The sequence below is a fragment of the Curtobacterium sp. MCPF17_018 genome (assembly GCF_003234135.1).
GTDB lineage: Bacteria > Actinomycetota > Actinomycetes > Actinomycetales > Microbacteriaceae > Curtobacterium > Curtobacterium flaccumfaciens.
The window spans coordinates 1-17,400 of the sequence record NZ_QKSJ01000015.1; the positions used below are offsets into that span (position 1 = coordinate 1).

General features: G+C 71.3%; 21 protein-coding genes. 14 read left to right on the plus strand and 7 right to left on the minus strand.

Annotated features, from left to right (window positions below):
* The first annotated feature begins 150 nt into the window (after positions 1 to 150).
* The 3 genes from DEJ27_RS15090 to DEJ27_RS15100 all read left to right on the plus strand — a co-directional run bounded on the left by DEJ27_RS15090 (position 151) and on the right by DEJ27_RS15100 (position 2,687).
* The gene (locus tag DEJ27_RS15090) at positions 151 to 1,035 is read left to right on the plus strand and encodes a S26 family signal peptidase (RefSeq protein ID WP_111091321.1); all 885 of its coding nucleotides are present in this window, start codon (positions 151 to 153) and stop codon (positions 1,033 to 1,035) included.
* Positions 1,032 to 1,886, plus strand: a complete 855-nt coding sequence (locus tag DEJ27_RS15095; RefSeq protein ID WP_110862914.1) for a LamG domain-containing protein — start codon at positions 1,032 to 1,034, stop codon at positions 1,884 to 1,886. Before DEJ27_RS15090 ends, DEJ27_RS15095 begins: the two co-directional genes overlap by 4 nt.
* Before the next feature lie 231 nt (positions 1,887 to 2,117).
* Positions 2,118 to 2,687: a manganese efflux pump MntP family protein gene (locus tag DEJ27_RS15100; RefSeq protein WP_110862915.1), complete on the plus strand. Its 570-nt coding sequence runs from the start codon at positions 2,118 to 2,120 to the stop codon at positions 2,685 to 2,687.
* Between the two features lie 83 nt (positions 2,688 to 2,770).
* On the opposite strand, the gene DEJ27_RS15105 is transcribed toward DEJ27_RS15100, so the two are convergent.
* Positions 2,771 to 3,103, minus strand: coding sequence for a DUF4190 domain-containing protein (locus tag DEJ27_RS15105; RefSeq protein ID WP_110862916.1), 333 nt, complete (start codon positions 3,101 to 3,103; stop codon positions 2,771 to 2,773).
* Positions 3,104 to 3,297: 194 nt separating this feature from the next.
* On the opposite strand from DEJ27_RS15105, the gene DEJ27_RS15110 reads away from it, so the two are divergent.
* The gene (locus DEJ27_RS15110) at positions 3,298 to 4,020 is read left to right on the plus strand and encodes an SDR family NAD(P)-dependent oxidoreductase (RefSeq protein WP_110862917.1); all 723 of its coding nucleotides are present in this window, start codon (positions 3,298 to 3,300) and stop codon (positions 4,018 to 4,020) included.
* Between the two features lie 16 nt (positions 4,021 to 4,036).
* Here the strand turns inward: DEJ27_RS15110 and DEJ27_RS15115 are convergent, their stop codons facing one another.
* The 4 genes from DEJ27_RS15115 to DEJ27_RS15130 form a co-directional block, all read right to left on the minus strand.
* Entirely contained in the window at positions 4,037 to 4,990 is a 954-nt protein-coding gene (locus DEJ27_RS15115; protein ID WP_110862918.1) for an AraC family transcriptional regulator, read from the minus strand.
* Between the two features lie 61 nt (positions 4,991 to 5,051).
* Positions 5,052 to 5,432: a hypothetical protein gene (locus tag DEJ27_RS15120; RefSeq protein ID WP_111091322.1), complete on the minus strand. Its 381-nt coding sequence runs from the start codon at positions 5,430 to 5,432 to the stop codon at positions 5,052 to 5,054.
* Between the two features lie 95 nt (positions 5,433 to 5,527).
* Positions 5,528 to 5,707, minus strand: coding sequence for a hypothetical protein (locus DEJ27_RS15125; RefSeq protein ID WP_111191851.1), 180 nt, complete (start codon positions 5,705 to 5,707; stop codon positions 5,528 to 5,530).
* A 5-nt stretch (positions 5,708 to 5,712) separates the two neighbouring features.
* Entirely contained in the window at positions 5,713 to 5,937 is a 225-nt protein-coding gene (locus tag DEJ27_RS15130; protein ID WP_111091324.1) for a hypothetical protein, read from the minus strand.
* A 245-nt stretch (positions 5,938 to 6,182) separates the two neighbouring features.
* Between DEJ27_RS15130 and DEJ27_RS15135 the strand changes: the two genes are divergently transcribed.
* The 8 genes from DEJ27_RS15135 (at position 6,183) to DEJ27_RS15170 (ending at position 14,747) form a co-directional block, all read left to right on the plus strand.
* The gene (locus DEJ27_RS15135; protein ID WP_258370038.1) at positions 6,183 to 6,875 is read left to right on the plus strand and encodes a DUF6766 family protein; all 693 of its coding nucleotides are present in this window, start codon (positions 6,183 to 6,185) and stop codon (positions 6,873 to 6,875) included.
* A gap of 130 nt (positions 6,876 to 7,005) precedes the next feature.
* On the plus strand, positions 7,006 to 8,349 hold the full coding sequence (locus DEJ27_RS15140) for a sensor histidine kinase (RefSeq protein ID WP_111091325.1): 1,344 nt from the start codon (positions 7,006 to 7,008) through the stop codon (positions 8,347 to 8,349).
* Positions 8,346 to 8,990 carry a response regulator transcription factor gene (locus DEJ27_RS15145; RefSeq protein ID WP_110862923.1) on the plus strand — a complete coding sequence of 215 codons (645 nt, stop codon included), beginning with the start codon at positions 8,346 to 8,348 and terminating at the stop codon, positions 8,988 to 8,990. The genes DEJ27_RS15140 and DEJ27_RS15145 overlap by 4 nt, the downstream gene beginning before the upstream one ends.
* Positions 8,991 to 9,157: 167 nt before the next feature.
* Positions 9,158 to 10,168: a LacI family DNA-binding transcriptional regulator gene (locus DEJ27_RS15150; protein ID WP_111091326.1), complete on the plus strand. Its 1,011-nt coding sequence runs from the start codon at positions 9,158 to 9,160 to the stop codon at positions 10,166 to 10,168.
* 134 nt (positions 10,169 to 10,302) lie between these two features.
* Entirely contained in the window at positions 10,303 to 11,568 is a 1,266-nt protein-coding gene (locus tag DEJ27_RS15155) for an ABC transporter substrate-binding protein (protein WP_111091327.1), read from the plus strand.
* A 25-nt stretch (positions 11,569 to 11,593) separates the two neighbouring features.
* Positions 11,594 to 12,547, plus strand: a complete 954-nt coding sequence (locus DEJ27_RS15160; RefSeq protein WP_110862926.1) for a carbohydrate ABC transporter permease — start codon at positions 11,594 to 11,596, stop codon at positions 12,545 to 12,547.
* Positions 12,544 to 13,416: a carbohydrate ABC transporter permease gene (locus DEJ27_RS15165; protein ID WP_111091328.1), complete on the plus strand. Its 873-nt coding sequence runs from the start codon at positions 12,544 to 12,546 to the stop codon at positions 13,414 to 13,416. Before DEJ27_RS15160 ends, DEJ27_RS15165 begins: the two co-directional genes overlap by 4 nt.
* Positions 13,417 to 13,469: 53 nt before the next feature.
* Complete coding sequence (locus tag DEJ27_RS15170; protein WP_111091329.1) at positions 13,470 to 14,747, plus strand: family 1 glycosylhydrolase; 1,278 nt, start codon at positions 13,470 to 13,472, stop codon at positions 14,745 to 14,747.
* A 59-nt stretch (positions 14,748 to 14,806) separates the two neighbouring features.
* Here DEJ27_RS15170 and DEJ27_RS15175 read toward each other — a convergent pair whose 3' ends face one another.
* Positions 14,807 to 15,202, minus strand: coding sequence for a MerR family transcriptional regulator (locus tag DEJ27_RS15175; protein WP_110862941.1), 396 nt, complete (start codon positions 15,200 to 15,202; stop codon positions 14,807 to 14,809).
* Between the two features lie 95 nt (positions 15,203 to 15,297).
* Here DEJ27_RS15175 and DEJ27_RS15180 point away from each other — a divergent pair, with 95 nt between their 5' ends.
* On the plus strand, positions 15,298 to 15,999 hold the full coding sequence (locus DEJ27_RS15180) for an SDR family oxidoreductase (protein WP_111091330.1): 702 nt from the start codon (positions 15,298 to 15,300) through the stop codon (positions 15,997 to 15,999).
* 106 nt (positions 16,000 to 16,105) lie between these two features.
* Here the strand turns inward: DEJ27_RS15180 and DEJ27_RS15185 are convergent, their stop codons facing one another.
* The gene (locus DEJ27_RS15185; protein ID WP_111091331.1) at positions 16,106 to 16,756 is read right to left on the minus strand and encodes an NAD(P)H-binding protein; all 651 of its coding nucleotides are present in this window, start codon (positions 16,754 to 16,756) and stop codon (positions 16,106 to 16,108) included.
* Positions 16,757 to 16,894: 138 nt separating this feature from the next.
* Between DEJ27_RS15185 and DEJ27_RS15190 the strand changes: the two genes are divergently transcribed.
* Positions 16,895 to 17,380: a DUF4126 family protein gene (locus tag DEJ27_RS15190; protein ID WP_181430173.1), complete on the plus strand. Its 486-nt coding sequence runs from the start codon at positions 16,895 to 16,897 to the stop codon at positions 17,378 to 17,380.
* Positions 17,381 to 17,400: the final 20 nt, after the last annotated feature.

The following is a 17,400-nucleotide window of genomic DNA, read 5'->3' on the forward strand; positions in this document are numbered from 1 at the left end:
AGACCGGCGACGCTCGGCCGACCCCCCTCCGGCCGAGCGTCGCCCCCCCCCGCAACACCACCCACCCCAGCAAGTCCAGCAAGACCAGCACGACCAGCCCCACCACCAGCCCCACCACCAGCCCCACCACGACCTCCCGGAGCAGAGCCCATGAGCCAGACCGCAGCGATCCCGCTCAGCGGGATGCTCGACCGCCCGGTCCTCCGCGGCCGTCAGGTCACCCGCTCTGAGACGGTCCTCGCCTGGTCGGTCGCCGCGGTCGCCGCACTGCTCCTCACCGCCGCCGTCCTGTTCCTCTCCGCGGGCGGCCGCTGGTTCGTCGTCGAGACCCCCTCGATGGGCGAAGCCGCCCCCGTCGGCACCCTCGTGCTCGACCTGCCGGTGGACGTCGCCACGCTCAGCGTCGGCGACATCGTCTCGTTCGAGACCTCCGCCAACCCGGACGTCGTCTACACGCACCGCATCGTCTCGATCGACGCGGACGGCGGGCTCCACACCCGCGGTGACGTCAACGGCGCGACCGACCCGTGGACGCTCACCCAGGCCGACGTCATCGGCACCCCCGCGCTCCTGGTCCCCCGCATCGGCTGGCTGCTCCGCGCCGCGCCGATCCTGCTCATCGGCACGCTGATCATCCTGACCCTGACCAGCGCGTTCACCGACCGGGTGACCCGTTCCTGTCTCCGGATCGCGGGCAGCGCCCTCACCGTCTCGTACGCGGCGTTCGTGTTCAAGCCGTTCGTCAACGTGACGACGATCACGAACACCTCGAGCCCGACGGGGGTCGAGGCCACCGTGATCTCGTCGGGGATCTTCCCGGTCCGCGTCGACGCCCACGGCGGGAACAGCGTCCACCTGGTCGACGGCGAGATGGGCCGGGTCGTCATCCACGAGCTGACGAAGAACGGGCACTACCAGCTCATGTCGAACATCGACCTCGATCCCCTGGGCTGGGTCGCGTTGATCGCCGTGTGCCTCGTGCCGCTCGTGGCGTGCCTGGCGGTCGGCCGCGTCGAGACGGTGCGTCCCTCGTGATCCTCCGCCGCCTGCGCGACGGCCGCGTCGTCGCCGTCCTCCTCGTGGTCGCCCTGGCCGTCGTCGTCCTGCTGAACCAGTTCGCCCCGACCCGCTCGGCGTACAGCGCACGCGTGACCAACAGCGCGAACACCGCGGCGACCGCGCCCTACTTCACGTGCACGGGCGCCGTCGGCGCCGACACCGCGAACGCCCTGTTCGCGTACCGCCTGACCGAGGCCTCGGGTTCGCGGACGGCCACCGACTGGTCCGGTCGTGCTGCGAACGGCACCTACCAGGGCACCATGACCGCGACCACGCCGAGCCCGAACGCCTGCCCGCGTGACAGCGGCAGCGCCTACGCGCTCAACGGGTCCACGAGCTACGTCTCCACCCCGCGCTCGTACGCCAACCCCACGACCTTCAGCGAGGAGGTCTGGTTCCGCACCACGGTCGCCGGTGGCATGCTCATCGGCTTCGGCAGCAGCCAGACCGGTGCGTCGGGCCAGCACGATCGGAAGCTCTACCTGACCACCAGCGGCCAGCTCGCGTTCGGCACGTACAGCGGCACCACGCAGGTACTCACCTCGCCGAAGGCCTACACCGACGGCGTCTGGCACCACACGGTGGCGACGATGTCGCCCACCAACGGCATGCGCCTGTACGTCGACGGCACGCTCGTGGCGTCGAACGCGGCCTTCAAGAGCCCCGAGAACTTCACCGGGTACTTCCGCGTCGGCTACGACGTCGTCAGCGGGTGGCCGGGTTCCACGAGCAACCCGTACTTCACCGGGTCGATGCGGTACGCCGCCGTCTACGGCACCGAACTGACGGCCAGCCAGGTGGCCGCGCACGCGGCCGCCGGTTCCTGACAGGGCTGCCTGCCGGACGGGAGGCCCGTGGCCGTGCCCGCCCCGGGCCTCCAGGCCGTCTCTGGTGGCGTCGACGACGTGGGCCGGGTTGGCGGACCGGGCCCACCAACCCGCGGATTCGGGGCGACGAATCCCGCTGATCAGGCCTTTTCGTCCCGTGGACCATGCCAGGATCGTCAGGTCCTGAGACGTCGGCGTCTCCGTCCGACCGTCTCGAAAGGCGCCGCCCCCATGTCGTTCTGGGCCCTCTTCCTCATCGCGCTCGGCGTCTCCGCAGACGCCTTCGCCGTCGCCCTCGGCAAGGGCCTGCACATGAAGCGCTTCGACGTGCGGCACGCGATCGTGATCGCGCTCACGTTCGGGGTGTTCCAGGCGGTGATGCCGTTGCTCGGCTGGCTGCTCGGGTCCGCGTTCGCGCAGGACATCGCGGCCTTCGACCACTGGATCGCGTTCGGGCTGCTCGCCCTGGTCGGCGGGAAGATGCTGTGGGAAGCGTTCTCGACGCACGAGGACACCGAGCAGGACACCGACCGGCTGCCCATCCGCCAGTTGCTCGTGCTGGCGGTCGCGACCAGCGTCGATGCCCTGGCGGTCGGGGTCACCCTGGCGTTCCTGCCCGTGTCGATCGGCGGCGCGGTGCTGCTCATCGGGATCACGACCGCGGTGCTGTCGTTCGTCGGGGTGGTCGTCGGTCGCCGGGTCGGCGCCCGGTTCGGCAAGCCGGCGGAGATCGCGGGTGGCGTCGTCCTGATCCTGATCGGCCTGAACATCGTGCTGGAGCACACCGGCGTCATCGGCTGAGGCCAGGACTCAGGAACCAGCCTCGAACACACCGGAGGCCCGTGGCGAGCTGCCACGGGCCTCCGGTGTGGTGCTGGTGGGCGTCAGTACCCGCCCGTGGTGCTGGTGGGGGCGTTCGCGAGGACCGCGACCACGAAGATGATCCAGATGATGCCGAACACGAGCGACAGGGCGCTGATGATGACGCCGGCGAGGGCGAGGCCGCGGCCACGCTCCCCGGTCTTCTTGATCTGCGAGAGCGCGATGATCGAGACCACGAGGCCGGCGATGTTCACCACGAACGCCAGGACGAACCCGACGATCGCCATGACGTTGAAGCGGTCGGACGACGGCTGCATCGGAGCGCCGTAGGGCTGCCCGCCGGCGGCGTAGGGGTTCGGGTTCTGCTGGTTGTACTGGGGCGTGCCGTCACTCATGGCGCCGCGTCCTCTCTGGTCAGGGGATGTCTACGCAGGAAACGTACAGGACCAGCGGGCCGCAATGTGCAGAGGTGTGACGGGGAGCCGTGAACAGCCGGGAGGCCCGTGGCGGGCCCGCACCGCGCCTCCCGTCCGCCCGTTGCCGGTCCACCTGCCGGACCCGCCGCAGCCGTCGGGCGCATGATGGGCGGATGGCACGCATCCTCGTCACCGGATCCACCGACGGCCTCGGGCGGGGAACCGCCGACTCGCTGCTCCGCAGCGGACACGACGTCGTCGTCCACGCTCGCAACCGGGCCCGCGCCGAGGCGGTCGCCGACCTGGTGGAGCGCGGCGCCGGACTCGTCGTCGCCGACCTGGCGGACCGCGACGCCGTGATCGCCACCGCTCGGGAACTCGACGCCGGCACCCCGCTCGACGCCGTCGTGCACAACGCCGGCGTGATCTCGGGCCGTTCCCTGGTGCCCGTCAACGTCGTGGCGCCCTACCTGTTCACCGCGTTGCTGCAGGCCCCGAAGCGGCACGTGTACCTGAGCAGCGGGATGCACCGGGGCGGCCGCCCGCGCCTGGACACCGTCGACTGGACCGGCGCTTCGGAGACGAACTCGTACTCCGACACGAAGCTGTTCGTGACGGCGCTCGCCGCCGAGGTGCCGCTCCGACGCCCGGGCGTGCTGAGCAACGCCGTCGACCCGGGCTGGGTGGCGACCAAGATGGGCGGGGCCGGCGCTCCGGACGACTTCGAGCTGGGACACCGCACGCAGGAGACGCTCGCGACCGACCCCGATCAAACCGTGACGGGCGGTTACTGGTTCCACGGGGAGCAGCAGGAACCGCACCCGGCGGTCGCCGACCAGCGGTTCCGCACCGAACTGCTCGACGCGCTCGCGACTGCCACCGGCGTCACGCTCTGAGTCGCGCGCACCGCCGTCAGGAGCGTCGGAGCGTCTCGCTCGGGTACTCGCCGTGCCGGTCGGCGTACGCGGCGGAGAACCGGCCGGCGTGGGCGAAGCCCCAGTAGCGGGCGACGTCGGCGACGTTCGTGGTGGCCGGGTCGGACGCCAGCAGTTCGGTCCGGATGCGGTCGAGCCGCACCGAGCGGATGTAGGCGTTCGGCGACATGCCGAGCAGCCGCTGGAAGGCGGCCTGCAGGGCGCGGAGGCTGAGGTGCGCCATCTCGGCCAGGTCGGTGCTGGTGATCGGCAGGTGCGCGTGCTCGTGGACGTACTCGACGACCTGCCGGATCCGACGGTGCTGCGGGAGCAGGAGTTCGTGCGGCAGGCCGGCGGTGGCGCGGGGGTACAGCTCGAGCAGGGACACCGCGGCCAGCCGGCCCATCTCGGCCTGCAGCAGCGGGGACGCCTGTCGGTCCAGGGTCGTCGCGGAGATGAGCTGGACCGTCTGCCGCCACTGCCGGATCGCCGCGTCGTCGATCTGGGCGGTGTGGTCGAAGCGGCGGAGCGACAGGCCACGCTCGGCTGCGACTCCCTCGACGGCGCTGCGGTTCACCTGGACGAGCCGCTGGTCGTAGTCCTCGAAGCGGAACGGGAACGCCTCGTTCGGCCACATCTGCGGGCGCCCCGGCACGAGGTGGATGGCGGAGCCGCCGTCGCCCAGGACGCCGAGCCCGCGGGTGATCCACTGGACGACGAAGTCGTCACCGGCGGGCATCTCACCCGTCAGGCGTCCACCGAAGCGCACGGCGCGGAGTGTCATCGTGCCGTCGCCGGCCGCCGTGTACCGGTAGTCGAACCCGTCGCCCGTGGTGTCGGCGTGCCACTCGATGCCGTCGTACGCGGTCGCGAGGGTCTGCTTCGCAGCTGCGAGGTCCGTGCCCTGCTCGTCGACCCGGATACGCGCGGGCTGCTCGGTGTCGTCGTTCATGTCGCTCGAGCAGTAGTTTCACACCCCGGTTCGGGCCCATCGCGCGATTGTCCAGATGCGGTCAGAACAGGGCGTCACCCTCGTGCACCGCGAGCAACATCGCCGCGGCGGTCCGGGCCGTGCGGACCGGTTGCACCGAGCGGTGGACGGTCGCCTCGACGTGCGCTCCGTGGAGCAGCAGGGTGAGCGCCTGGCCGAGGTGCACCGGCAACGCGGCCGCAGCGCAGCGTTCGGCGACGTGTGCCTCGACCTGCCGCAGCTGGTCGTGCAGCAGGTCGCTGAGGTCGGTTCCGTCGGCGGCGGCTCCAGCTCCGCCGTGGGCCGCGCCGGACCACGCGCGGTGCCCGTCGGCCACGAGACGGTGCTCCAGGTGGGTGAACACGGCGAGCAGCCGGTCCCGGGGGTCGTCGAGGGCGGCCTCGTGCGCCAGCAGTCCGCGCATCCACTCGTCGTGCCGGTGGCGGACGGTGTCGAGCGCTCCGAACCCGACCGGCGCTCCGGACGAGACGGTCGGTTAGGCCACGAGGGTGACGGCGCTCACGCTGCGACGAAGAAGTCCGCGTACGTCGGATCAGCCGGGACGCCCCGCACCACGCCGGACAGCCGCCGGGCGATGAGCGCCTCGAGTTCGATGGGGGGCATCAGGCCGCGGCGGCGCCACTCGAAGGGCTGTGCCCGGAGTTCGTCCATCGCGTCGTCGTCGGAGGGGTGGGCCACGGGGATCATGCGCCGAGGCCGATCACGACGACGGCCGCGGATGTCGTGGCGGTGACCGAGACGATCCCGGTCGCGGTCGCGGCGACCATGAGCGTCCGGAGCCGCGCCTGTTCGCGGATCTCGGTGAAGGGGCTGCGCTCGGAGACGCAGCGTGCACGGCGGGCCACGGCGGTGTGGGCGTGCTTCGGGGCGAGTGCGGTGTCGGTGGTGAAGGTGGTCGTGGTGGTCATCGCTCGGGTCCGTTCCTCTCTGCGTCCTCGCCGGCGGTCCTGTCGATCGGGGTGGGATCGACGGTAGGTCGTGCTCCCCGGTGGCCGTGGACGAACCGGGGCCGGACGGCGAAAGTCGGACAGCCGGGCTGCGAAAGGTGTCCGGAACGGGGTGGCGCACCAGCGCGATCCGGCCAGGACGGCCCTGCGAAGGCGTTCGTCGTGTCCGGACCAGGATGGCCTCGACACGACGAACGGAGGACCCGGTGACCCTCGGCCTGCTCAACGGATCGGGCGGGTGGCAGCGCGTGCGACGGCACGGCCTGCTCCTCGCGAACGTCGCCGTCTTCGTCGTGTGCTTCATCGGCATGGTGTTCGCCGGGTGGCGGGTGTCCGTGGCGGACGCGCTCCAGCACGGCGAGGTGGCCGAGTCGCTCTGGGGCTTCCTGACGAGCGGCGACTTCGCCGAGGCCACGTTCGAGAACTGGGAGAGCGAGTTCCTGCAGATGGGCGCGTACATCGTGTTCACGGTGTTCCTGTTCCAGAAGGGGTCGAGCGAGTCCGAGCCGCTGGACGAGGAGAGCCCGCAGGACGAGGACCCACGGGAGCACGCCGACGACCCGAAGGCTCCGTGGCCGGTGCGCCGGGGCGGGATCGTGCTCGTGCTGTACGAGAACTCCCTGCTCATCCTGTTCGCGGTGCTGTTCCTCGGCAGTGTGGTGGGGCACCTGATCGGTGGTGCGGCGGCCTACAACGAGGAGCAGCTCGAGCACGGCGGCGGTGTCGTCTCGGCGTGGGGCTACCTGGGCACGAGCCAGTTCTGGTTCGAGTCGATGCAGAACTGGCAGTCGGAGTTCCTGGTCATCTCGGTGATGGTGATCGCCACCGTGTCCCTGCGGCAACGAGGGTCGAGCCAGTCGAAGGCCGTGGCCGCACCGACGGAGCAGACCGGCGCCTGACCGGACCCGGCTGACGACGATCGCGGGGTTTCCCCACCGACCACGGGGGGGCAGCACCGGTGTGCGGGCGGACCTCCACGGCGAGGCTGGTGCCGGGCAATAAGCTCGTCACCGACACGAAGAGGTCCGCATGTACACCGCCGTCGCCACCCCGGGCGAACCCACCACCGTCCCCCGGTTCCGACCGTTCCGCGCCGTCGCCGACGGCAGTACGTGGCGGGCCTTCGCGTTCCACGCCGCGCACCTGCCGATCGCGATCGCCGCCCTGGCCTGGTTCGTCGTGGTGCTGGCCGTCGGCATCCCGGTGTCGCTGACCTGGGTCGGCCTGGTCGTCGCCGCGTTCCTGCTCGGTGGGTCGCACTGGTTCGCCGCGGTCACCCGCCGGATGTCCGCCGCGCTGCTCGGGCAGGCCGTCGTCGCCCCGGCACCGCCCCGAGCGGGCTCGACGCCGCTCGGCACCGCGTTCGCCCGGCTGTCGGACGGCCCCACGTGGCGGGCGTTCGCGTACCTGCTCGCGGGGTTCGTGCTGACCACCACCACGTTCGCCGTCTCGACCGCGGTGCTCGTCAGCGGCCTGGGCGCGATGACCCACGCGGCGTGGGGGCACTTCCTGCCGGCGCAGCGGGGCGCGGACGGCGAGCTCCACAGCGGTGCGCAGTTCCTCGGCGTGTACGTCGACACCCCGCCGATGCAGGCCGCGTTCGCGGTGTTCGGCCTGCTCATCGTGCTGTTCCTCTGGCCCGCGGTGAACCACGGGCTCGCGGCGCTGCAGCGTGTGGTCATCCGCGCCTTGCTCGGTGCCACCGCACGTGACCTGCGGCTCCGCCAGGTCACGGCCTCGCGCGACGCCGCCGTGCTCGACGCCGACACCACCCTGCGCCGCATCGAGCGGGAGCTGCACGACGGCACCCAGGCCCGGCTCGTCGGCCTGGCGATGACCCTCGGCGACGCCCGCGACCGCCTGCAGACCGGCGCCGACCCGGACGCGGTCACCGCGCTGGTCGACCGGGCGCACGCGTCGACGAAGGAGGCCCTGGTCGAGCTCCGCGCCCTGGCCCGCGGCATCCACCCGCCCGTCCTCGACGAGGGGCTCGAGGCCGCGCTGACCTCGGCGTGCTCCCGCACCCCGTTCCCCGTCGCGCTGTCGGTCGACCTGCCCGTCCGGCCGTCCCGCGTCGTCGAGGGCATCGCGTACTTCGGGGTGCTCGAGCTGCTGACGAACGTGTCGAAGCACGCCGGCGCCTCGACCACCGCCGTCCGGGTCGGCATGCTCGGCACCGACCTGCTCGTCGAGGTCGAGGACGACGGCCACGGTGGGGCACACGTCGCCCTCGGCACCCCCGACGGTCACGGCACCGGCCTGGCCGGCGTGCTGGAACGGCTGCGCGCCGTGGACGGTGACCTGCAGGTGGACAGCCCCGCCGGTGGCCCGACCCGTATCCGGCTGCACATGCCGAGCGGAGCCGAACGGTGAGGATCGTCGTCGCCGACGACAACACGATCGTGCGCGAGGGGCTGACGTCCCTGCTGCGCGGTCGCGGGCACGAGGTCGTGCCGGTGTCGGACGGCGACGCTGCGGTGGCCGCCGTCGCGCACGGTGCGGTCGACGTCGTGGTGATGGACATCCGGATGCCGCCGACCCACACCGACGAGGGCGTCCGTGCGGCCGTGCGGGTGAAGGACGTCCGGCCCGACGTCGGGGTGCTCCTGTTCTCGCAGTACGCCGAGGCGCAGTGGGCGCGGGCGCTGCTCGACGTCGCAACGGTCGGCGTCGGGTATCTGCTCAAGGACCAGGTCGCCGAGGTCGGTACCTTCATCGACTCACTGCACCAGGTCGCCGCGGGCAACGTCGTGCTCGACCCCGAGGTGGCGGCCGCACTGGTCCAGGCGCCGCGTACCACGAGCGGTCCGCTCGACTCGCTGACCGCCCGCGAGACCGACGTGCTGCGCCTGATGGCCGAGGGCCGGTCGAACGCCGCGATCGCGGACACGCTGTTCCTGTCCGGCGGGACCGTCGAGAAGCACGTCACCGCGGTCTTCACCAAGCTCGGGCTCGAGGCGACGCCGAACGAGAACCGGCGGGTGCTCGCGGTCCTGCGGTTCCTGGCGGACTGAGCGGGGCCCTGGACGGGCCGACCGAGCCTGAGCGGGAGGCCCGTGGCGGGCCCGCCACGGGCCTCCCGTCCGGTCCGCACCACGCTGGTGCGGTAGGTTCCTGCCGAACACAGTCCGCACGTGAGAGGGGGCGCCCGATGGCGCAGGGGCACCGCTCTCCGCCCACGATGAGCGACGTCGCCGCCGTGGCAGGTGTCTCGAAGAAGACCGTCTCGAACGTGCTGTCCGGCTACGAACACGTCTCCGTCCGCACGCGCGACCGTGTGATGGCCGCCGTCGACGAGCTCGGCTACGAACTCAACGTCTCGGCCCGGAACTTCCGCGCCGGACGCTCCAAGGTGCTGGGGCTCGCGGTGCCGGAACTGCGGCAGGCGTACTTCGCCGAACTCGCCGACGCCGTCATCCGCGCTGCCGGAGCCGTGGGCTACACGGTGCTCATCGAGCAGACCGCGAGCGGCGTGCGCGAGGCGGACGCGATCACCCGGATGCGCGAGCACTCGATCGACGGCATCATCTACAGCCCGCTGACCGTCCGGCCGAGCGACGCCGGCGCGCTCGAGGTGAAGTTCCCCCTGGTCGTGCTCGGTGAGCCGATCCCGGACGCCCCCGTTCCGTTCATCGCCATGTCGAACGCGGACGCGCTGCGGGACGCGACCGCGCACCTGCTCGACGCCGGTCGCCGGTCGATCGCGTTCATCGGGTCCGATCCGTCGGGCCCCGTGCGCACGGCGCAGGAGCGACTGCGGGGATACCGCGAGGCGCTCGACGGCCACGGCGTGCCGTTCGCGCCCGAGCGGGTGGTGCCGACCGCGCTGTGGCACCGGGCCGAGGGGGCGGCGGCTGCACGCCAACTCCTCGACGCCGGCGTGCCGGTCGACGGGATCGTCTGCTGCAACGACGCGCTGGCGCTCGGGGCGATGAGTGCCCTGCAGCTCGCGGGCCGGACCGTGCCGGACGACGTCGCGGTCGTCGGGTTCGACGACATCGAGGAGTCGGCGTACTCGACCCCGGCGCTGACCACGGTGTCGGCCGACCTGGACCGCGTCGCGGCGACGGCGGTCGGGGTGCTCGTCGCCCAGCTCGAGGAGGGTGCCCCGGCGACACCGGGGGTGCTGCGCTCGCCGCACGCGCTCGTCGTCCGGGCGTCGTCCGGACCGTTGCGCTCGGTCTCTGCCTGACCCGGTGACCACGGGTGCTCCCCGACCCCTTGACCGGGCGGTCGAGCACCGGCTACTGTCCACATTTACACCGGTGTAAATCCGGGATGGACGAGGTCCGCACACCGACGTGCCGGACGGATGGCAGGTTTTCGATGAAGAAGCACATCGCGGTCGTCGCGCTCGCAGCAGCGGCGTCGCTCTCCCTCGCCGGGTGCGCCGGCTCCCCCGGGTCGTCGGGTGACGGCGGTCACGTCGACCTGACGTTCTGGCACGGCTACACCGAGGCCGACGGCAAGGTCCTGGACGGCATCGTCAAGGACTTCAACGCCTCGCAGGACAAGGTCACCATCACGACCCAGACGAAGACCTGGGCCGTGATCGACGACACGATGCTCCCCGCCCTGTCCGCGAAGAAGGGCCCGGACCTCGTCGCGATGACCTCCGACCGGCTGCCGGTCTACGCCCAGAAGAAGGCGCTGGTCGACCTCAGCGACTTCTACGCCGACGACGCCAACAACACCGGGGACCTGAAGGAACAGGCCGTCGCGATGGAGCGGGTTAACGGCAAGGAGTACGGGGTGCCGAGCGGGTTCGTCCCGCTCTCCGTGATCTACAACAAGAAGCTGTTCGCAGCGGCCGGCATCGACTCCTTCCCGACCACCTGGGACGAGTGGGTCGCCGACGCGAAGAAGCTCACGAAGGACGAGAACGGCGACGGCACCCCCGAGCAGTACGGGCTCGTGCTGCCGGACCACCAGACCGTCGGCAACGGTATCTGGCCGAGCCTGTTCGCCGGCAACGGCGGATCGATCACGAACGAGGCGGGTACGAAGTCCACCATCGACTCCGCCGCGAACGCCGAGACGCTCGAGTACTGGGCGAAGGCGGTGCGCGACGACAAGATCTCGCCGACCGGTGTCGACGGCATCGCTGCGGACAAGCTCTTCACGGCCGGCAAGACCGCCATGGAGATCGGCGGTCCCTGGATGGCCGGCGTCGCCGAGGCCTCGGACATCGACTACGGCATCGCCGCGATCCCTGCGGGCCCCGAAGCACAGGTGGCCTCGGCCATCGGCATCTCGCTCGGTGTGACGGCCCAGACCGACGACGCGAAGCAGGCCGCAGCCGAGCGGTTCCTGCGCTACTTCAACGAGCAGTCCGTCGCGACGAAGTGGGCCCTCGGCTCGGGCTGGCCGCCGCTCCGCACCGACGTCACCGCCGCCGACGTCGACGAGAACCCGACGGTCGCGACGCTCACCGGGCTGCCGGGCACCACGATCCCGCTCCTGCCCGGTGTGGTCGACAGCGCTGACGTGCTCACCGCCGTGGACACCGCGACCCAGAAGGCGATGGCCGGCGGGAACCCCGAATCGCTCCTCGCCACCGCCGACGCCGACGTGCAGTCGGCCCTGAAGTAGCAGCAGCGGCCCTCGGAGGACCCTCGTGACCACGCAGCAACTCGGCCGACGCCGTCGGTACCGACCACCGGGCCAACTCGGCGGACGATCGCCCCTGAACGGCACGTTCCGCCGCCGCGCCACCATCGTCGGGTTCCTCGCACCCGCGATCGTCATCCTCGGGGCGTTCGTGCTCTGGCCGATGCTCTCGGCGCTCCAGCTGTCGTTCACCGACGCCAGCGGGTTCGGCGACCCGTCGTTCATCGGGTTCGCGAACTACGTCCGGGTCTTCACCGACCCCGACGTCCTGCGGTCCATCGGCAACACCGCGCTCTACTCGGTGCTCTTCACCCCCGTCGCGATCGTCGTCGCCCTGGTGCTCGCCCTCGTGCTGAACCACCCGGCCCTGCCGTTCCGCGGGTTCTTCCGGTCGGCGTTGTTCCTGCCGTTCATCGTGTCCTTGGCCGTCGCCGCGTTCGCGTGGTCGTACCTGCTCGACCCGCAGATCGGCCTGCTGAACCACTGGCTGCAGCTCGTCGGCATCCGGCTCGGCAACGTGCTGCAGGACCCGACGCTCGCGATGCCCACCGTGGTGCTCGTGGCCGTGTGGAAGAACTTCGGCTTCTACATGGTGATCTTCCTGGCCGGGCTGCAGGAGATCCCCACGAGCCTGTACGAGGCCGCGCAGCTGGACGGGGCGAACAGCCGCCAGCGGTTCGCGAACGTCACCTTCCCGATGCTGAGCAACACGATGGCGTTCGTCGTGATCGTCGCCCTCATCGCCGCGCTGCAGGCGTTCGACCAGATCTACGTCCTGACCGGCGGTGGCCCGTACCGGTCGACCGAGACGATCGTCATGCAGATCTACCAGTCCGGCTTCAAGGACCTCGACCTCGGGTTCGCGAGCGCCCTGGCGTACGTGCTCCTCATCGCGACCCTGCTGCTCAGCCTCGTGCAGTTCCTGTTCTTCGGGAAGCGCGGAGAGGACACCGCATCATGACCGCGCTCCCCCGTCCCGCGACCGTCGTCCGACGCAGCACGGTGGCTCGTCGACAGCCGTCGATGCGGTGGCTCGGCTTCGCCGCCGTGGTCGTCGTGACCCTGGCGGTGCTGCTCCCCGTCCTCGTGATCGTGTTCACCGCGTTCAAGCCGGCGAGCGAGGTCAACGCCTACCCGCCGACGCTGTTCCCGCACACCTGGACGCTCGACAACTTCCGGGCGATCTTCACGCAGCTGCCGTTCGGGCGGCTCATCCTGAACAGCTTCGCCTTCGCCGGCGGTGTGACGGTGTTCGCGCTGGCGTTCGACTCGCTCGCCGCCTACGCCCTGGCGCGGCTCGACTTCCGGGGCAGCAAGGTGCTGCTCATCGTGATCGTCGCCAGCCTGATGATCCCCTTCCAGGCGACGCTCATCCCGATCTACCAACTGGTGTCCGACCTCGGGTGGGTGAACACGTTCGCGGGGCTGATCGCGCCGCGGGCGGCCGACGCCTTCGGGATCTTCTTCCTGCGTCAGTTCTTCGTGTCGCTCCCCCGCGACCTGGACAACGCGGCGCGGATCGACGGGGCCTCGGAGTGGCGGATCTTCCGGAGCGTCGTCCTGCCGAACGCGGTCCCCGCCCTGCTCACCCTCGGCATCTTCACCTTCGTCAACAACTGGAACGACCTGCTCTGGCCGCTGGTGTTCACCACCGACCAGGACATGGGGACCATCACGTCCGGCCTCACCCTGCTGACCGGGCCCGGCGGGATCATCCCGCAGGGCGTGATGATGGCCGGCGCCCTGATCGCCGTGCTGCCCCTCGCCGTCATGTTCCTGCTCGTGCAACGCCGCTTCATCGAGAGCGTCGCCAGCACCGGGCTCAAGTGACGACGACACCGCACGAGCCCGGAGCGGCCGTGCCCACCACGAAACGAGACACCATGCACTGGTCCGACGACGGCAGGCTGCACTTCGCCCTGGGCATCGAGGACACCTTCGTCCCGCAGGCCCGACCGGGCGAACGGCCCATCGACGAGTACGAGCTGACCGACCACTACCGGCAGTACGCCGCCGACCTCGGGCTGGCGGTCGACGTCGGCGCCGAGCTCCTGCGCTGGGGTGTCCCCTGGTACCGGGTCGCCCCCGAGCCCGGCGTCTGGGACTGGTCGTGGGTGGACGGCGTCATGGCGCGGTTCCGCGAGACCGGCCTGCGGCCCGTGGTCGACCTGCTGCACTACGGCACACCGCTCTGGCTCGACGGGCAGTTCGCCCACCCCGACTACCCGGCGCACGTCACCGAGTACGCCGCCCGGTTCGCGGCGCGGTACGGCGACGTCGCCACCGACTACACGCCCGTCAACGAGCCGGTCATCCACGCCCTGTTCTCGGGTGAGTACGGGTACTGGCCCCCGTACCTGACCGGCGCCGAGGGGTCGGCCCGGATCGCGTCCGCCCTGGCGAAGGGGTTCGTCTCGACGCAGCACGCGATCACCCGCGAACTCGGAGACGCCGCCACCTTCGTGCACGTGGACGCCGGCATCCGGTACGTGGGCGACGTCGACGCCCCGGAACACCGCGACACGGTCGCCCGCCTGCGCGCCCAGACGTTCTTGGTCGAGGACCTGGTCACCGGGGGCGTCGACGACGCGCACCCCCTGGTCGGTCGGCTGCGTTCGGGGGGCGTCACCGACGCCGACCTCGACTGGTTCCGGCAGCACGCGGTCCGGCCCGACGTGATGGGCGTCAACTACTACCCGCTGCACTCCACCGAGGTGTTCGAGGCGGGGGTGCACCACGGCGGCGGGTTCGCCGACCCGCGGCCCTACGAGGACACCGGCGTCGAGGGGCTCCGCGACGTGCTCACCACCTACGCCGAGCGCTACGGTGCCCCGGTCATGCTCACGGAGACGTGCGTCACCGGTTCGGTCGAGGAGCGCATCGGCTGGCTGGACGCCTCGGTCACGGCCGTGCGGGAGCTCCGCGACGAGGGGGTGCCGGTCGTCGGCTACACCTGGTGGCCGCTGTTCGACATGTACGAGTGGACCTGGCGGCACACGGACGCCCCACGCCAGGAGCACCTGCTCACGATGGGCCTCTTCGACCTCGTCGAGGACGGCGCCGGCGGTCTCGACCGTCGCCGCAACCCGGTCGCCGACGCGTTCGCTGCGCACTCGCGACAGGAACAGGCCGTGGCAGCGGCCCTGTCCGCGACCACCTGAGTGACTGGAGGCGCGGGTCGGGTCGGTCCCGCGCCTCCAGTCCGTCCCGGTGCCGCGTCTCAGGCCGCGACCGGCTCAGCAGGCCGGTCACGCAGCGCCGGGCAGTGTTCGGCGGTGGGGTGCTCGGTGATCGCGATGACCTGGTCGAGCCGCCCCCGGACGGCCTCGAGCTCGGCCAGCTGCGCGGTGATCCGATTCCGCTCTCCGATGAGCAGCGCGAACGACTCCGGCGTCGACTCCCCACGGTCGACGCAGGGCAGCAGCTGCACGATCGTGCGGCTCGCGAGCCCGGCGGCGAACAGCTGCTGCACGAGCTGGACCCGCTCGACGGCTGCGTCCGTGTAGATCCGCTGCCCGCTCGCGGTACGCGACGCAGTGAGCAGTCCCTGCTCCTCGTAGTACCGCAGCGAGCGGACGCTGACGCTGGTCGCGGCGGCGAGGTCTCCGATGCGCATGTGTGCTCCGATCCGGGCTTGCCCCTGACATGGATGTGAGGTCTTAGCGTAGCCGAGCCGCTGCAGGAGACACCCGCGCGGCAGGAGGAGACACCATGGACATCGCTGGATCGGTCGCACTCGTCACCGGCTCGAACCGCGGCATCGGACGCCGCTTCGCCCTGGAGCTGCTGGAGCGCGGCGCGTCGAAGGTCTACGCGACCGCACGCCGCCCCGAACTCGTCGACGTCGAGGGCGTCGTCGCGCTGCCCCTCGACATCACCGACCAGGCCTCGGTCGACGCGGTGGCCGCCGCCGCGGGCGACGTGACGCTGCTCGTGAACAACGCCGGCATCTCCACGCAGGGATCCCTGGTGACCGACGACCTGACCATCGTCCGGAAGGCCATGGACACGCACTTCTGGGGCAGCCTGTCGATGATCCGCGCCTTCGCGCCGGTGATCGAGCACAACGGCGGCGGCGCGATCGTCAACGTGCTGTCGGCACTGTCGTGGTTCGCGGCACCCGGCGCCGGTGGCTACGCCGCGGCGAAGGCGGCCGAGTGGAACATGACGAACGCCGTCCGCCTGGAGCTGGCCGACCGGGGCATCAGCGTGCAGGGACTCCACCTCGGTGCGGCCGACACCGACATGATGGGCGATTACGACGGCCCGAAGACGGACCCGACGGACGTGGCCCGTGCGGCACTCGACGGTGTGGAGCGCGGCGTGGCAGAGGTGCTGGTCGACGACTGGAGCCGGATGGTGAAGGCGTCACTCGCCGATGCACCGGAGCGCTTCTACGCGCAGATGGCCTGAGTGCCGCGGCGACACGACGGGCAGCTCGGCTCACTCCTGACAGAGGGACGGGGCGCGGCGGGAGGACCGCCGCGACCCCGTTCGTCCGTGGGTCTTTCGGTCCTGGTCAGACCGCGTCGGCGCGCAGGAACTCCGCCACCGGGGTCGACCCCGTGTTGAACCGGAAGGTGTTGCCTGCCGTGCCGGGGTTCTCGACGACGTCGGCGACCACGTGCGCCACGTCACCGCGCGGCACCTGGGTCGGCGAACCGTCCCAGTCGACGGAGCCGGTCGGCTCGTCGTCGGTGAGGGTGCTCGGGGCGACGATCGTCCACTGCAGCCCCGAGTCGCGGAGCACGGCGTCGGCGATCATCTTCGACTGCGCGTACGCGAAGAAGTCCTGGTCCTGCGGGATCCCGTGGTCGAGCTGTGAGCCGGACCACGACACCATCACGTAGCGGTCGACGCCGGCCTGCTTCGCCCCCTGGATCGACAGCACCGCAGCGTCGCGGTCGATGGCCCAGGTCCGGTCGACGGAACCGCCACCGGCGCCGGCCGACCACACCACGGCGTCGTGCCCGCGGACCAGTTCGGCGAAGTCGTTCAGGGACTGCTGCTGGATGTCCGCGACGTGCGGTTCGCCGCCGTGCGCCCGGATCTCGTCGGACTGGTCGGCGTTCCGGATGACGGAGGTGACCGTGTGTCCGCGCTCGGACAGGATGCGGGTGGCGAGGAGTGCGACCTTGCCGTGGCCGCCGAGGACGATGACGTTGCTCATGCGCCGGACGCTACTCGGGGCGGCTCCGTGCCCGGGGAACGCCGGACGTCCGCCCGGCGATCGCTCGCGATGCTCGCGATGCTCGGAACACCCGAGGTCACCGTGCGTACCGTCGGGGGCAACACGACAGGAGTCACGATGAGCAAGCAGCACGAGCAGCACACCCTGGTCCGCACCCTGGTCCTCGGCATCATGAGCGGCGGCCGGAGCGCCACCCCGCTCGCCGTCCTCGCACTGAACCACGACCGGTCCTCGCTGAAGGGTTCGTGGCAGCAGTGGAAGGTCTTCAGCACCCCGGTCGGCCGCGGCCTGCTCGTCGCCTCCGCCGTCGGTGAGCTCATCGGCGACAAGCTGCCGAAGACCCCGAACCGCATCGCCCCCTCCGCGCTGCTCGGACGTGTCGCGTCCGGTGCCCTGGCCGGCGCCGCCCTCGGCACCACCGGCAAGCGTGACCTGCGCATCGAGGGCGCGATCCTCGGTGGCGTCGGTGCCCTGGTCGGCAGCTTCGTCGGCTGGGGTGCGCGCAAGGCCCTCGGGGGTGCGGGCCTGCCCGACCCCGTCGTCGCGCTCGCCGAGGACGCCGCGGCCATCGCCGGCTCCGTGAAGGTCATCACCGCCGACTGAGCGTGACCCGGCGTGCCGCG